Here is a 15,264-nt window from a genome sequence, read left to right as displayed (position 1 = left end):
GTGCCCGGCAAGAAGGTCGCCATCATCACCGGCGCCTCACAGGGTATCGGTGCCGCCCTGGTGGCGGGGTACCGCAAGCTCGGCTACGCCGTCGTCGCGACGTCGCGGAGCATCGCGCCCGGGGCGGACCCGGACGTCCTCGCCGTCCGGGGCGACGTCGTGGACCCCGCCACGGCCGCGCGCGTGACCGCCGCCGCGATCGAGCGGTTCGGCCGCATCGACACCCTGGTCAACAACGCCGGCCTCTTCATCGCCAAGCCGTTCACCGAGTACACCCGGGACGACTACGAGGTCGTCACCGGCGTCAACCTGACCGGGTTCTTCCGCATCACCCAGCTGGCGGTCGAACAGATGCTCCGCCAAGGCAGTGGCCACCTCGTGCAGATCAGCAGCAGCCTGGCCGACCACGCCGACGCCTCGGTCAATTCAGTGCTGGCGTCGCTGACCAAGGGCGGCCTGCAGTCCGCCACCAAGGCGCTGGCCATCGAGTACGCGGCCCGCGGCATCCGCAGCAACGCGGTCGCGCTGGGCGTCATCAAGACTTCGGATCCGGCTGCGTACGAGGATTCTCTCGCCCGGCTTCACCCACTCGGAAGGCTGGGTGAGATCAGCGACGTCGTCGACGCGATCCTCTACCTCGAGAACGCCCCGTTCGTCACCGGCGAAATCTTGCACGTCGACGGCGGCCGAAGCGCCGGCCACTGATCGCGCAAGGCCTGGGTTTCGGCCAGCAGTGAAAGGTACGTCATGGACCGATACCGGACGGTTGCGTCTTCCGCGGTCGCGAATCTCAACGCGGGGGCGTGCGCGTTCGTCATGGGCACCGCCATCGTGTCCACCGCCCTGAACCTCGACGGCGCCCGCATCGCCTCCGTCGTGCTGCTGGTGGTGGGCCTGGCCGGGTTCGCAGTGCTGGTGCCGGCCTATGGGTGGCGCCTGGTGCACTGGCGACGGCGATTCGCCGCGGACTTCTTCGGGCCAAGGGCATTCGCGTTCCTCACCATCGCCATCGCCGCCAACGTACTGGCCGCCCGCCTGGTATCGGACGGCCATACCGCGGCGGCTTGGGCGTTCTTGGCGTTGGGAACGCTCGGGTGGTTGCTGCTGGGCTACGGCATTCCCCTCGGCCTGATCGCCACCACGAGCCGGCGGCCATCGATCGACCAGGTGAACGGCACCTGGTTCCTCTGGGCGGTGAGCTCCGAGTCGGTGGCCGTCGCGGCGGCCGCTCTGAGTCGCCAGGCCACGGGCCACCTGCTGCCGGTACTGGCCATGGCGTGCTGGGCCATCGGGCTGATGCAGTACCTGCTGACCGCCGGGATCGTCCTGGCCAGGCTGCTGGCGCGGCCAGTGGTGCCGGAGAACCTCATGACCTCGGCCTGGATCTTCATGGGCGCGGCGGCGATCACCGTGCTCGCCGGGGCGAGGCTCCTCGAACTGCCACTGGACGATTTGATGCTGCCGCGCTCGGTCATCGTCGGCTGGTCCGTTGTCCTGTGGGCGTTTTCGAGCTGGCTGGTTCCGATGCTGCTGGCTTTGGGGATATGGCGGCATGTGCTGCGACGCATCCCGCTGCGGTACGACTTCGGCTGGTGGAACCTGGTCTTCCCGATCGGGATGTACGGGGTCACCACCCACGAACTGGGACGCACAACCGAAACATCGTGGCTGACCTCGCTGGGCCGTGGGGAAATCTGGGTCGGTGCGGCGGTCTGGGTAGTGGTGATCACCACCATGGTGGTCGGCGCGCTTCGGCCGCACCTCACGAGCAGTAGTTCCTGATCAAGAAGCGCTCCTCGGCGGGCGGTATGACTCGGCCAACCGCAACTACCTCGACAACGTCATCGTGTACGCGAAGCTCAAGCGCTGAGGACCGGCACCCGCGCGCCACCATCCACCATGGACATCCGGTGGCGCGCGCGTGCGGTCCGCCGGTCAGGAAAGCGTGACCGTCGCGCTCCACAGCCGGTCGTCGGTGGTGTGCGGGTAGGTGTAGGCGCCCGCGCAGCCCCAGCCCGACTGGCAGTTGTCCCCCATCACCTTCGCGGTGCGCGGCCCGGTGACCGCCACGCCCTGGTAGCCGCTGGACCCCAGCGTGTCGCACGGGTGCAGGCCGTAGCCGCCGGAGCAGCCGGTGGGCAGGTTGTCGTAGAAGCTGTGGACCGTGGTCCACGTCGTGCCACCGTCGTAGCTGAACGTGATCTTGTTGCGCGGCCGCCCGAACACGAGCATCAGCACGCCCTGGTCCATGGTGTGCAGCACCGGGTTCACGCCCCGCACGGCCGTTTCGTCCGCGGCACCGGGCACCTTCAGCGCGTACGCGGCGCCCCAGGTGGCCGCGGCGAGGTCAGCGGCGGAATTCACCGGGCCGGTGGTGACCCGGCCGAGCAGCCGGCTGTAGGCGAGCCCACCGGACATCTCGTCGAGCCGGGTCACCATCAGCAGGCGGCCGTCGGCGCGCCGGGTGACGGCGGCCTCCGTGTAGTTGTAGGTGCCGGACAGGAAGACCGTCGACGCCCGCTTCCACGCCGTGCCGTCGTGGTTGCCCGACAGCAGGTACGCCGCCGAGAGGGTGCTCTGGTGCGCCGCGTAGAACGGCACGACCTGGCTGCCGTCGGGCAGGGTGAGCACGCCCTGGAAGAGCCGCCCGGTGCCGGAGCTGATGGTGCCGCCGGTGAAGTCGAGATCGGCGCGGCTCGGGCGCCAGCTGGCCCCGCCATCGGCCGAGGTCCACCGGACCGCGTACCGCTTCCCGGTCGCGTCGACCCGGCCCAGCTCCTCGACCGCGACGAGGTCGCCGTTGGTGGCGGTGAAGACGTTGCCGACCTTGGCGAACTGCGCGTCCTCGGAGTCCAGCAGCGGCTCGCCGGTGCGGGCGTCGAGCGCCGCCTGCCACTTGCCGGCGTCGTCCTGGTATTCGATGCGCAGCTTGACGGCGGAATCGCCGTCGGCGCTGACCTGGAAGCTGCGGACGAACCGGTGACGGGTCACCCCGGCCGCGTCGGTCCAGGTGACGTACTGCAGCGACGGCATGGCCCGGTACTGCCGGTTCGGGTCCTGGGGTTCGACCACCACCGCCCCGTACGTCGCCTGCAGCGCCGCGGTCGTGCCGGTCGTGGCCCCGGCCGGGCCGGTCCACACCACCGCGCTCGCCACCGTGCCCAGAACGATGGCAAATATCCGTTTTCTCACCGATTTCCCTTTCACCGTGCGATCCTCCAGGGGTACGCACGCTCCAGCGGGCTCCCAGGTTTAGGCCGGGCTTCCGGTGTTTGCCGGGCGATCGTCATGCGCGCCAACAACGTCATGCTCGGCTACTACCGCAACCCCGAGGCGACGGCCAAGGCTTTCGCCGGTGGCTGGTCATCCAGTAAATCTGCACTTACGTCGCGTCTGTAGACGCTCGCTCTGTCAGTAGAGCTGCCAGACTTGGTCGGAGTAGTTGCCGCAGGTTGATTGAATCGCAGGCGACGTGCCGCGGGCGACGAGGCACAAGTTCGAGATCCGGTTCATGAAGTGGTAGCCGGAATAAGTGGAATCCCACCACCAATCCCACAATTGATCGGCGTAATCGGCGTCGCACATGCTCACCACTGCTTTGGACTCACCGGTGCCGCGTGTGACGATGCAGAGACTAGGCACAGGTTGGATGCAGACTTCTTCATGTGGGTTGCTACGCCGGAGGGCGATCAACGGAAAGGGCAAGTCGTGAAACGCCTACACTGGGCCGTCCTCGGTGTGCTGGTGGCTGCAGCCACCGTTCTGCTGTGGCCCGCAGAGCCGGCCCCGCAGCCGGTCGTCTACGCCAACATCTCGCGCAACGCGCGCGTCTGCCTGGCCAGCACCCCCGCGGGCAACGCTCCGGAAATATGGCGAGCAATCCAGGCAGAGACCAACGCCGAGCCCGTGAACGCCCAGCACCTCATTTCACCGAACGCACACCCCGGCGCGATCGCACCCTTCCTCAACGGCGTGCTCGCCCTCCATTGCCGTCTGATCATCACCACGGGTATCGACATGCACGACGCGCTAGCAGCCGCCGCCAAGTCTCACGGGGAACAGATGTTCGCGTCCGACGACAGCTCGATCACGATGCCCAACTTCCGGCATGTGGCGACGCCCGCCGACGTTGTTCAACTCATTCGCGATGTGGCGAACGGTCGCTGACAATAGTCTTGCGCTCTACCCGTCATTACCGCGCCGACCGAAGCCGCCAGCCTGCGAGGAACAAGAGCGCCATCCAACTCGTGTTGCTGACCGAACCTTGCAATGGGGTGCGCCGCCGTCATCGTGAACCACGCGGCCGGCCGATCCGGGCTCGGCTCGCCACGCCGCCGTCACCCGCCGCGTCACGGATCCAGTTCTTCGATCCGCCGGGTGAGGTACCGCCGTTCCGCTTCCGTGGGCGCCAGTTCCAGTGCCTCCCGGTACGCCGCCGCCGCGTCCCCGAGCCGGCCGAGACGACGCAGGAAGTCCGCACGGGTCGCAGAGAGCAGGTGGTAGCCCGCCAAGTGGCCCCCGGCCGCGAGGTCGTCGGTCAGGGCCAGGCCCGCCGCCGGGCCGTCGGCCATCGCCACCGCCACCGCCCGGTTCAGCTCGACCACCGGGGACGGGCTCAGCTTTGCCACCAGCTCGTACAGCCGGGCGATCCGCGCCCAGTCCGTGTCCTCGGCGCGGGACGCCGTCGCGTGGCACGCGGCGATCGCCGCTTGGAGTTGGTACGGGCCCGGCCGGCCGAGGGCCAGCGCGGTGTCCAGGACGCTCACGCCCTCGTCGATCACCGCGCGGTCCCAGCGGGTGCGGTCCTGCTCGGCCAGGGTGACCAGGTCCCCCACGTCGTCGGTGCGAGTCGCGTGGCGGGCGTCGTGGAACAGCATCAGGGCCAGCAACCCGCTCGCTTCCGGTGCGGTCGGCAGCAACCGGACGACGACGCGCGTGAGCCGGATCGCCTCTGCCGTCAGTTCCCGGCGGACCAGGTCGGCGCCCGCGCTGGCCGAATAGCCTTCGTTGAACAGCAGGTAGAGAACGCCGAGCACGCCGGCCGTCCGCTCGGGCAGCAGGTCGGCCGGCGGGACGCGGTACGGGATGCGGGCGTTGCGGATCTTCCGCTTGGCACGCACGATCCGCTGCGCCATCGTCGCTTCCGGCACCAGGAACGCACGGGCGATCTCCGGGGTGCTCAGGCCGGCGAGCGTCCGCAGCGTCAGCGCCACCTGCGCCTCCAGCGGCAGAGCCGGGTGACAGCAGGTGAACATCAGCCGCAGCCGGTCGTCCGGGACGTCGTCCGGCTCCGGCGGCACGTCGTCGCCCCCGGACGCCGTGACCGCGACGTCCCGCAGCCGGTTCGCCTCGGCGGCGCCGCGACGCAGCTTGTCCAGCGCCCGGTGGCGGGCGGTCGTCGTGAGCCACGCCCCGGGACGGCGCGGCACGCCGTCCCGGGGCCAGGTGTCCAGGGCCTTGGCGAACGCTTCCTGCGCGCACTCCTCAGCCAGGTCCCAGTCGCCGGTGACCCGGATCAGGGTGGCGACGACGCGACCCCACTCGCCGCGGAAGGCCTCGTCGACCGCCGCGCGGACGGTGTCCGTCACTCCCACACCGGGCGCAGCTCGATGGCACCGAACTTCGCGACCGGGTGTGCCGCCGCGATGTCGATCGCTTCGGCGAGGTCGGCGCAGTCGAGGATGTCGTAGCCGGCGATCTGCTCCTTCGTCTCGGCGAACGGGCCGTCGGAGACGAACGTGCCGCCGTCCCGCGGCCACAGCGTCGTCGCGTCGGCGACCGACCTCAGCTGGCTGCCTTCGAGCCGGCGGACGCCGGCTTCGGCGACCCAGTCGTCCGGGCAGTCCTCAGCGGTGCCGACGAGCTCGGGGTCGACGCACACCCACATCAGGAACTTCATCGTTCAGTCCTCCCCGAACGGCCGGATCTCGATGGGGAACCGCCCGGCGGCGGGGTGCGCGGACGCGATCGCGATGGCTTCGTCGAGGTCGTCGCACTCGACGACCTCGCAACCGGCGATCCACTCCTTCGTCTCGGCGAACGGGCCGTCCGACGTCAGCCGCCGCCCGTCGCGCACCCGCACGGTCACGGCTTCGACGGGTGGGCGCAGCAGCGTCCCGGCCCGGCGGGCACCGCGCGCTTCGACGTCGCGCAGCCAGGCAACGAACTCGGGCTTGGCGTCGATCTCCGGCGGGCTGGACAACTCCGCGCCGTCATCGCAGATCATCAGCATGTACCGCAAGACTCCTCCTGTTCGTCTGGTGAAGCTTCTCACCCACCCGACGCCGCCGCGGCCCGGAATCGACAGGTGCTCGAAAAGTTTTCCGGCGATCTGTCGATCCGGGCGAAGCGCGGCGTCGTCCTGGCGGAACCACCCCACGACCGGAGGAGCCGTCATGATCCCGATCAGCCAGACCGGACAGCTGTGGGCTGCCACCCACCAGGGCGAACGCGACCGCCGCCGGGCCGAGGAACGCCTGGGCGAGCTGGTCGTCCGGTGGACGCGCCGCCGGCGTCCGTCCACCGGGGAGCCGCGCGCACACGAGTGGACGGGAACCCAGTCGACCCGCCCGTCGATACAGGAGTAGAACGCCTTCGGCCGTCCGTGGTGCTGTCCTCGTGGCCTGAGCTGTCAGCCGCGCCAGCCAACGCACCGCGCGGCCATCACCGCAGCCGCCCGATCCAGATCAGGGTTGCTGAGGTCGATACGGCGCTCCACGCCGCCCACAGTAACGATGCCCAGCACACCCTTCTCCACACGTCGGCCGCCATCGCCGTCTATCAAGATGGCGAACATCCGCTCATGCCGCTGATCGGTTATTCGCCGACACGGCTCAGCCTGGCCGCCAGGAGACTGCGATAAGACCTTGCCGATCACATCGACACCGCGTCCTGGCGACGCTGCCAGGACAGCATCACCGGAACGATCACTACGCACCTCCCCGACAGCGGACGCGCGGGGAGCCCACTCCAATGTGACCAGTGCGTCGTACGCCGGATCGTTGACTTCGGTTCACCGGAACGCGGCGCATCGCATACCACTCGCCTGCTCGGTCATGACCGTTCCTCACCCCAGAGACGACACGAACCCCCGGAACGCCGCGACCAACTCACGCAGCGACCGCACGTCACAGGACCCTTCGTAACTTTTCCCGTCAGCGGACGTCCAGAGCCAGCGACCCGCTCCAAGGTCCACCTTCGACCTCGGCAGCACTCGGCCCTCCACACCGGTGCCCACGATGTCGACGCGCAGCCTCCAACCCGGATTGTCCAGCGTCTCGAGCCGGACGCCGGACTCGTGCTCCCAGTCGCCGTCGCATTGACTCGAGAACCACTCGCTCAACCACCGGATCTCTTCTGTCGCGCCTCGCTCCGCCGCTTCCCGTAGTACGCGCGAACCACCTTCCCCAGCTTCCGCTGGATTCCACGCAAAGTCCGGAGCGTCACCACATCGTCAAGCCCGGTCGTCGTCGGCCACTCGCACCCCGTACCCGCCAGATCACTGACGAAGACGATCTCCGCAAGCTCGTCACTACATCGGGCGGGACCACCCCACTCCACCAGCGCGATCTCCTCCGAGGCGAGCAAGTCGCCCGGCATCACGTGGACCATCTCACCGGTGACGTGGGCGGCGGTTCGGGACTCGAAGAACTCGACCCGGACAGTGCGGCGGGCAAACCGCCCCTGCTGTCCTCACCCATGTCGTCCGGAGTCATCGAACCTCGACGACCACGCCGAACTCACCCAAGACAGCCGTGATCGCGCTCACGAACTGCTTCCCCAGCGCCTCTTCAGAGGAGGAGAAGTCTTTCCACAAGAGCCTGACCGGTCGTGTCCCTACCGGACTCGAGCGGAGGCAATCGGCGAGTGCGTCGAGATTCGAACCGAAGTAGCCCCCCGGACCGTTGGCAGCTTCGCCCAACGCACAGTAAAAGCCGGCCTTCGTCACAGTCGACGCACCGTCGAGGGTCATCACCTCCGCGTTCCCGTACCTGACAGCACCGTGACCGGTGGCGAACCACGAGTTCCGCACGACGTGCAGCCAAGCCTGGTGGTGGCCGGCCGGGCGTTGAAGCCACTCGCCCGTCCGCAGCGGCCGTCCCGACGCCCACCGCGGCCAAATCCCGGCTGCTTCCGGATACTCACACCGGTCGCCGAAGTACCGGAACGAAACGCGGGGAACTTCGCCCCGCGCGTCCGCCGTACCGGAGTCACCGAAAATCACCCCTCCGACGAGGTACTCACCTTTCCTTTCGCGCTTTGTGTTCACTACCTCGAGGACCGCGTCCTCGACGCGCCGCGGAGGTCTCTCACCGAGGCGCGCCCGTAAGAACGCGACTTCCGACGAGTCGTCACCCGGAGAGACGAAGAAACCGTCCAGCTCTTCGGCCTCGACGAGCAGGTTGCCCCCGCTCCCGTCGACCAGGCGGTACAGCGCACCACTCTCAACGGACTCCACCTGACTCCCCTTTCCCCTTCCCGTCACCGCTGGACGCGCACGACCGCTGCCGACTCCTCAGTTCCAGCCCGAATCAGGGAAGTGTGGCGCGCTGAACCGTTGGATCTTGTCATAGTGGGTCGACGTCCAGCCGTACACCTTCGAGCCGTTGGAGAGCTCCTTCTCCAGGATGCGGTCGGTCTCGGGACGGCCGGGAACCCGGTATTCCTTGGCTCCACCCCACCACGGGTACTCGCGTCCCGAGTAGGTGTCATGCGACGTCAGCTTTCCGGCTTTCACATCGTCGTAGGCAGAGGCGATCTTGTTGTTCATGCCCTTGGGCAGGGGGTCGGACAACTTGCCCTTCGGGCAATTGTCGTTGTGGACGAGCACCGGACGCTCCCCGGCCTCGACGTAGAAGGTGTGGTCCGCGTCCACCGTCAGGTTGTGGACCCGCGCCGGCCGAGTCAGCTCGCGGACCGCTGAAACCGTCACCACGGCCCCACCCGCCACCAGCAGGTCATCGCCCGCCCGGAGGGCCTCCGCATCCACCCAGCCACGCTGCGAGGGCACCCAGAACGGGTGACCGTCGGTGGCCACGATCGGGGTTTGACCCGCGACCGAGATCTGCACCATGTGCTTCCAGCCCTGGCCGATGATCGTCGCGACCACCTCGCGTGAGGTGGTTCGGCCCGTCGAAACGTCCGTGGCCAGCACCCGGTCCCCAAGCCGGATCTCTTCGATCGGACGACGGCTCCCGTCCGCCATCAGGACCAGCGTTCCCGGCGCGAAGCTGTTGCACGAAACCTTCGACAGGCGCTCCTCGGCCTGCTCGACCCGCCGCAGATCCGCTGCCGCCTTGTCGCGGCGGCGCATCCACGTCAGCGTGTCCTTGAACGCCGACACGATCTTGTCGACGATCTTGCCGCCCTTGAGCACCTTCCCCCATGGCAGCGAGGTCAGGATCTCCCAGGCGCAGCCGGCCAGGTTGAAGTCCTTGATGCAGTTGTCGACGACGCCCTTGACACCGATGATCTCCTGCAGGATGTCGCCACCGACCTGGATCGCCACGTCGATCCAGCTGCGCTTGTCCGCCGCCGCCTTCTTGGCTTCCTCGTACTCGGCTTGGCTCAGGCCCGCCTCTTTCAGTGCCTGCTGTTTGGCGTCACCCGCGCCCGCACCACCGCCGCCCGCCCACGGCGGGTCGATCCAGATCCGGTAGTAGAAGACCTGCACAACCCAATAAGTCACCGCCACCAGCATCACGACCGGCATGAACAGCCCGACGATGTAGAGCGCCCAGACGAACGTCGTCACCGCGGTCCGCTTGGCCACCGAGACGGTCTTCCAGTACAGGCCGTTCGGGTCCGAGTTCGTCACCGGCGAGTTGTTGCCGTAGGCGTACCCGTTGAGCTGCTGCGGATCGTCGAAATCCAGCACCGGGTCGGCCGAGGCGAACCGGCCGGTCACCGGATCGTACTCGCGGGCGCCCAGGTGGGTCAGGCCGCTGTCGTCCTTCGTTCCGCCGACGAAGCCCTTGTCGTCGGCCCACGACGCCGGCTGCTTCCCCCGCGGATTGCCAAACGGGTCGGCCTGACGGCTCTTGCCCTCCAAAGTGGACGCGTTGATGGTCATCGATGCTGTGCCCTGGTGGTCACCCAGCAGCCACGACAAACCACCACCCGAGCCGGACGTCCGCACCGCGACGTCGGAGCCACCGTGGTCGTAGTACCGCCGCGCGGTCAGCTCCTGGGTCGCGTTGCGCACGACCAGTTCCATGCCGTCGAGGTACAGCGTCGTAGTGCCCGACTCGCGCTTGATGAGCCGGCCACCGTCGGCGTCGTAGACGAACGACGTCTTGCGCCCGTCGTGCTCCTCGAGCTTCGCCAGGCGCCCGCTCGCGTCCCACTCGAGGGTCTGCGACGAACCCGACACCTTGCGGCTCGTCGTGTTGCCCGTGGGGTCGTAGGCGAACTCGTCCTTCGCCGTGCCCGTCGGCCCGGTCTGGGTGACGGTCCGGAGCGTGTGCGGCTGGGCGCCGTCCGGGCCGCCGTAGCCGTAGGTCCGCGTGGTGTCACCCGCCGCCGTGTGCTCGACGTCGGACGTGCGGTTGCCGCCCTTGTCGTAGGCGTACTCGTGCCAGTACGGGGCCGTTCCGCCCAGCCCGGCGACCGACGGCTGCTCGCCGCAGTTCCCGCTCTTCGGCGTGAACGCGCTGGTCATCCGCTTGAGGTAGTCGTAGCCGAAGCACTGCACGTCCCCGACCGCGCCCGGCGGGGTGTCCGCCAGCCTCGTGATGTTGCCCGCCGGGTCGTAGCCGTAGCTGCGCTTGGCCAGGTACGCCCCGCTCTCGAGGTTGCGCTGGACGTCGACGCCGGCCAGGCGCCGCGTGCCCTCCTCGTAGAACATCGAGGTGTAGACCTTCTTGCTGCCCGAGCCCAGCGTCAGCCGCAGCGTCTCCCCGTACTTCGAGTACAGGTGCTCCGGCACATAGGTATCGGCGCCCTGGGTTTCGGTGGGAAGCCCGAGGTCGTTGTAGTAGTAGCTGATCAGCTCGGGGTCGAGCCCGCCCGCGCCCGGCTGGGTGCGGGAAGTCACCTGGCCGGTGTTCGCGTCGTAGGACGTGCTGAACGCGTAGCTGCCGGTCAGCTTGCCCTCGCCGTCGGGGATGACGACCTCGGTCTCGGTGGGCCGGTTCGCCGCGTCGTAGGCGGTGACCTTCTTCGTATAGTCCTTGCCGCCGGCGTGCCGCGTAGCCGTGTCCACCGTGCCGCGCTTGACCTTGTCGTAGGACCAGCTGGCCACCTTGGCTTCGGGCGCCTCCACGCCCGGCCGCTCGTACTGCGCCACCTGACGGCCGAGCTTGTCGTACTCGGTCCGGAGGCGGAACCCACGGGCGTCCGTCGACGTCTCGAGCTGGTCGAGCGCCGTGTAGGTGTAGTGCCGCTCGCCGGCGTCCGGGTCGTGGTCGGTGAGCTTGCGGCCGAGGCCGTCGTACTCGTAGGTCCACTTCGCGTTGTCCGGGCCGGTCAGCGTGGTCATCAGGCCACGCACGTCGAACTCGTACTTCGTCGAGTCGTAGTCCCCGGTCGCCTCGCGGCCGTGGTACTGCCGCTTCTCGACGGCGTTGCCGTGGACGTCGCGGATGACCGTCGTGGTGGTCCCGCCCAGCGGCGGCACCGTCGTCACACGGTCGGCCGCGTAGCCGAAGCTCGTCCGCCACTGCTCGACGTCGAGCTTGCGGAAGATCACCGCGGTCTCGCGCTGCTGCGCGTCGAACTCCGTGACCGTCTGGTTCGGCACGGCGTTGTCCAGCACACCGAGCAGCGCCTCGCCGGCGGCCTGGTCGTTGTAGTACGAGCCGTTGACCTTGGCCTGCAGGCCGCGGGAATCGTAGAACCAGTCGTTGACGATCCGGCCGCCGGCGACGGCGGGCAGCTGCGTCTGGCGTTCGCGCAGCATGCCGTCGTACAACGTGTACGACGTCGTGTAGCCGCCGTTCTCGCGCAGCGAGCTCGTGGTGACGACGGTCGGCGCGTCGGTCCGGTAGCGGTAGCCGAACTTGCTGGTCGGATCCTTCTTGTCCGCTTTGGACTGACCGGGCGCCCAGGCGCGGGCGAGCCGGCCGAGCGCGTCGTACTCCATGTCGGCGCGGCGGCCGCTGATGTCCACATCGGACGTCGTGAGCCCGTGCGCCGGGTCCATCGTCGTCACCGACTCGTAGCCGAGCGGGTCGGTCTTGGTGACCTTGCGGACGCCGAACTCCGGACCCGGCTCGTAGACCGAATTGACCTCGTCACCGGCGGAATTGACCACCTTGATGGGCCGGCCGAGGTCGTCGTAGGTCGTGCCCTGGGTCAGCTGCCAGTCCGTGCCGGTCCAGCGCTCGGTCGCCGTCAGGTTGCCCTTGACCGGCGCGGCTCCGGTGGCGAGGGCGTCGTAGCTCTGCCGCACCTTGCCGATCAGCTTGCCCGGGGTGTTCTCGTCGGCCGAGCACGGAAGCGCGACCGTGCGCACGCCCGAGGGGCGGTCCTGGATCCACGCGGTGTCGTTCGCCACGTACTCGGTGCGGGCGCAGGTTTCGTCGCCGGTGACCGCGAGGTCGCCGGAGTCGTCGACCTGGACGACGTTGCCGTGGCCGTCGAAGGAGTTCTTGACCTCGGTGCGCCGCCAGGTCCCGTCACCGAGCAGCGTGCGCCCGCGCGTGGTCTCGACGTTCGTCATGTACGCCTTGTCCTCGCCCGCGGTCGCCGTCGGGCCGTGCAGCCACGGCACCTTGACCGACGACGAGACGAGCTTTCCGCCCTCGTAGGACTGGGACTCCAAGGTGAACCCGGCCAGTGCCTCGGAGTCGGTGACCTTGGCGCCTTCGGACGGCGCCACCTGGACCGAGCGGGTTCCGCTCGGTAGTCGGTCGCCGTCCATGCCGCGCAGGAACCGTTCGACCGTCACCGTCTGCGTGGTGCCCGGTTCGCCGGTGGTCGTGCGGACCTCGCCGAACCCGCGCCACTGGGACCAAGTCCGGTGCTTCGGCTCGCTGAACTCGGCGTCGTCGAAGTGCCATGCGGCGTCGCCGAGGTAGTCGTAGGCGGTTTTCTTCAGCGCCGAGCCGCCGGTCCGGTCGTCCTCGGTGATCGCCTTGACGACGTACTTGTGGAACCAGCCCAGAACCGCGTCGTAGCCGTGCTCCGGCAGCCACCAGCTCGGGAAGCACAGCTTGCCGTTGCTCTCCGGGCTGGCCGGCATCGCCGAGCCCCAGACGCACTCACGGTCCGAGTACTTCACCTCGGTGATGCCGCCGGCCTCGTTCTGGACGCGCTCGATCCGGTAACGGGTGATCGGCGGCAGGCCGTCACCAGCAGAGACGCGGTTGGGCATCGACAGACCGTGGAACACCATTTCCGGCAGGGCTTCGGTGCCACCGGCCAATCCGGTGTGTGTGATCCCGGCGAGCCACAACGCCGGGGACAGCGCGTCGCCGGTGTCCGGGAACTGGTGCCGCAATGTCCACGCGTCGACGTCGCGCCACTGGGCGTCGCCGGTGACGTCGTCGCGGCGGATCTGGGTGAGCACCTTGACCAGCCGCTTGCGGCTGAAGAACGCGGGCGAGGTCCGGTTGTCGCACTTCTCGCCGGCCTTGCAGATCCGGTCGAACGGTACATCCGGCCAGTTCTTCGCCGTGTCCTTGGTCAGCTGGTCGGCGTTGCAGGCGAAGGTGCTCGTCGGCAGGCACCGCTCGGCGGTGTCGAACCACACGCGCGAGGGCGCGGGCGCGAACAACGCGGTCGAGCGCAGGCCGTACTCGACACGGCGGAGCTGGCCCGCGGCGACGTACGAGGTCTGCTTGTCCGCGGCCATGTCCCGGCCGTAGAAGTTCGTCTCGGGCTCGTAGTAGTACGTCGTCGCGTTGCCGTTCGGGTCGACGACGTAGTCGAGGTTCCAGCGGTAGCCCTGCTGGCACCACGAGTCGGCGAACGCGGCCTTGGCGCACGGCTCGCCGGAGTTGTTGCCGAACACCGGCACGGTGTAGGTCGAGCGCGTCTCCGGCTTGCCGTCGCTCCAGCCGGGCAACCGGTTGAGGCCGAGGAAGTACTGGGTGCCGTTGCTGCTGGTGATCTTCCAGTGCTCACCGTTGTCGTCGCCGTTGGTGGCGCCGGTGAGGTGCTCGATCCGGGATCCGTCGTCGTGCTTGGGTACCCACAGGCCTGCCTTGGCGTCCTTGAGGACGAGTTCCGCCGAGACGCCGTTGAGGCTCAGCACTGCGTTGTCGGTGGCCCAGCACAGGTCGCCGGTCTTGCGCTGGCCCTGGCTGCCGCCGAGGTCGTCCGCGCAGGCTTTGTAGCGACGTTCGATGAACCCGCCCGCGGACAGCTCCCAGCCGTCGCCCGGGGCCGCTGCCTGGTTGTTGGTCGCGCTGGTGCGGCCGTCCACCGTGCCGGAGGAGTAGCCGAGACCCAGTTTCGGGGCCACGCCGGCGTTGGGCGGCGGCACTCGTAGCGGCACTGAGTAGGTGAAGTCACCACTCGAGCCGCCGGCGGACCAGGAGCCCGCCGGGGACAGCCCGGTGGCCTCGAACGAGCCGCCCGCGCCGGACGGCGCCGCCGCGGCGGCCAGCATGACCCGGGACTCCGAGGCCTGCTGCTCGGCGGGCAACGTGACCTTGGCGGTGACGGTCCGCGTGGCCGCGTCGTTGACCGTCTCCACCGGCGTCGCCGTGCGGCACTCGGGACGTTCGGGCGTCCGCGCCGCGCATTCCGGCAGCTGCACCAGCTTGAGCCGCGAACCGTAGTCGCCGCCGAAGGCCGATTCGAAGCCGCGGTAGTCGACCCGGACCGACATCGAGCGCCCGGCCGCGCCCCCGGCGTCCTCGACCGCCAGCACCAGGCCGGTGACGCCCGCCTTCTCCGCACGGCTCTGGTCAAGCGTCTCGACCCGGACCTTTGCCTCGGCGGCAGGCGCGGCAGAGCGCGCTTGCGCCCGCGGGGCGTCGACGGCCACCGCGACCGGCAGCGTGCCGGCTTTCCGGAATTCCGATACCGCGGTCGAGCGAGCCGCCGCGGCGGGCGCCGTCGTCTCCCCCTTCGCCGCGCCGGGCCACTTCACTTCCGCCCGCGGCCGGGCGGCCGCCTGATCGACGGCGTTCACCGGCAGCGGACGAACCGGCACCGGCCCGCCGGGGACGGACTTCTCCTGCTGCAGGTCCGGCAGGTGGACGAAGCTGGGCTCGTCGGCCGCGGCGGGGACGGCTTGCACCGTCGTCGTGGCCATGACCGCGGCCAGGACGAGGGCGAGCTTGGGCACGAAACGTCTTCCGGACATGCCGAACT

At 68.9% G+C, this 15,264-nt stretch carries 14 protein-coding genes; 4 read left to right on the top strand and 10 right to left on the bottom strand.

Going from position 1 to position 15,264, the window contains the following annotated elements; genetic code table 11:
• A complete protein-coding gene (locus tag ABZ342_RS16975; RefSeq protein WP_360473722.1) occupies positions 1-705 on the top strand; it encodes an SDR family oxidoreductase in 705 nt (234 codons plus the stop codon).
• Between the two features lie 42 nt (positions 706-747).
• A complete protein-coding gene (locus tag ABZ342_RS16970; protein ID WP_360473720.1) occupies positions 748-1,782 on the top strand; it encodes a tellurite resistance/C4-dicarboxylate transporter family protein in 1,035 nt (344 codons plus the stop codon).
• A 153-nt stretch (positions 1,783-1,935) separates the two neighbouring features.
• Here ABZ342_RS16970 and ABZ342_RS16965 read toward each other — a convergent pair whose 3' ends face one another.
• Both ABZ342_RS16965 and ABZ342_RS16960 read right to left on the bottom strand, forming a co-directional pair.
• Positions 1,936-3,192: a sialidase family protein gene (locus ABZ342_RS16965; RefSeq protein WP_360473718.1), complete on the bottom strand. Its 1,257-nt coding sequence runs from the start codon at positions 3,190-3,192 to the stop codon at positions 1,936-1,938.
• A gap of 219 nt (positions 3,193-3,411) precedes the next feature.
• Positions 3,412-3,585 (bottom strand): hypothetical protein, encoded by a 174-nt coding sequence (locus ABZ342_RS16960; RefSeq protein WP_360473716.1) that lies wholly within the window; start codon positions 3,583-3,585, stop codon positions 3,412-3,414.
• A 60-nt stretch (positions 3,586-3,645) separates the two neighbouring features.
• On the opposite strand from ABZ342_RS16960, the gene ABZ342_RS16955 reads away from it, so the two are divergent.
• Positions 3,646-4,167 carry a hypothetical protein gene (locus ABZ342_RS16955; protein WP_360473714.1) on the top strand — a complete coding sequence of 174 codons (522 nt, stop codon included), beginning with the start codon at positions 3,646-3,648 and terminating at the stop codon, positions 4,165-4,167.
• 182 nt (positions 4,168-4,349) lie between these two features.
• Here the strand turns inward: ABZ342_RS16955 and ABZ342_RS16950 are convergent, their stop codons facing one another.
• From ABZ342_RS16950 to ABZ342_RS16940, 3 genes are read right to left on the bottom strand one after another with little or no spacing between them, the layout of a single operon-like run.
• Entirely contained in the window at positions 4,350-5,588 is a 1,239-nt protein-coding gene (locus ABZ342_RS16950; RefSeq protein WP_360473712.1) for an RNA polymerase sigma factor, read from the bottom strand.
• Positions 5,585-5,899 carry a YciI family protein gene (locus ABZ342_RS16945; RefSeq protein ID WP_360473710.1) on the bottom strand — a complete coding sequence of 105 codons (315 nt, stop codon included), beginning with the start codon at positions 5,897-5,899 and terminating at the stop codon, positions 5,585-5,587. The genes ABZ342_RS16950 and ABZ342_RS16945 overlap by 4 nt, the downstream gene beginning before the upstream one ends.
• Before the next feature lie 3 nt (positions 5,900-5,902).
• Positions 5,903-6,241 carry a YciI family protein gene (locus tag ABZ342_RS16940; RefSeq protein WP_360473708.1) on the bottom strand — a complete coding sequence of 113 codons (339 nt, stop codon included), beginning with the start codon at positions 6,239-6,241 and terminating at the stop codon, positions 5,903-5,905.
• Positions 6,242-6,395: 154 nt separating this feature from the next.
• On the opposite strand from ABZ342_RS16940, the gene ABZ342_RS16935 reads away from it, so the two are divergent.
• Entirely contained in the window at positions 6,396-6,587 is a 192-nt protein-coding gene (locus tag ABZ342_RS16935; protein WP_360473706.1) for a hypothetical protein, read from the top strand.
• Positions 6,588-6,631: 44 nt separating this feature from the next.
• On the opposite strand, the gene ABZ342_RS16930 is transcribed toward ABZ342_RS16935, so the two are convergent.
• The 5 genes from ABZ342_RS16930 to ABZ342_RS16910 all read right to left on the bottom strand — a co-directional run bounded on the left by ABZ342_RS16930 (position 6,632) and on the right by ABZ342_RS16910 (position 15,256).
• On the bottom strand, positions 6,632-6,877 hold the full coding sequence (locus ABZ342_RS16930; RefSeq protein WP_360473704.1) for a hypothetical protein: 246 nt from the start codon (positions 6,875-6,877) through the stop codon (positions 6,632-6,634).
• Positions 6,878-7,066: 189 nt separating this feature from the next.
• Positions 7,067-7,342, bottom strand: coding sequence for an Imm53 family immunity protein (locus tag ABZ342_RS16925; protein ID WP_360473702.1), 276 nt, complete (start codon positions 7,340-7,342; stop codon positions 7,067-7,069).
• Positions 7,339-7,599, bottom strand: a complete 261-nt coding sequence (locus ABZ342_RS16920) for a hypothetical protein (protein WP_360473700.1) — start codon at positions 7,597-7,599, stop codon at positions 7,339-7,341. The genes ABZ342_RS16925 and ABZ342_RS16920 overlap by 4 nt, the downstream gene beginning before the upstream one ends.
• 112 nt (positions 7,600-7,711) lie before the next feature.
• Complete coding sequence (locus tag ABZ342_RS16915; RefSeq protein WP_360473698.1) at positions 7,712-8,458, bottom strand: barstar family protein; 747 nt, start codon at positions 8,456-8,458, stop codon at positions 7,712-7,714.
• A 57-nt stretch (positions 8,459-8,515) separates the two neighbouring features.
• The gene (locus ABZ342_RS16910) at positions 8,516-15,256 is read right to left on the bottom strand and encodes a polymorphic toxin-type HINT domain-containing protein (protein ID WP_360473696.1); all 6,741 of its coding nucleotides are present in this window, start codon (positions 15,254-15,256) and stop codon (positions 8,516-8,518) included.
• Positions 15,257-15,264 lie beyond the last annotated feature (8 nt).

The sequence above is a fragment of the Amycolatopsis sp. NPDC005961 genome, assembly GCF_040629235.1.
Taxonomy (GTDB): Bacteria; Actinomycetota; Actinomycetes; order Mycobacteriales; family Pseudonocardiaceae; genus Amycolatopsis; species Amycolatopsis camponoti.
The sequence above is the reverse complement of the archived record's forward strand: the minus strand, read 5'-3'. Positions and strand labels throughout refer to the sequence as shown.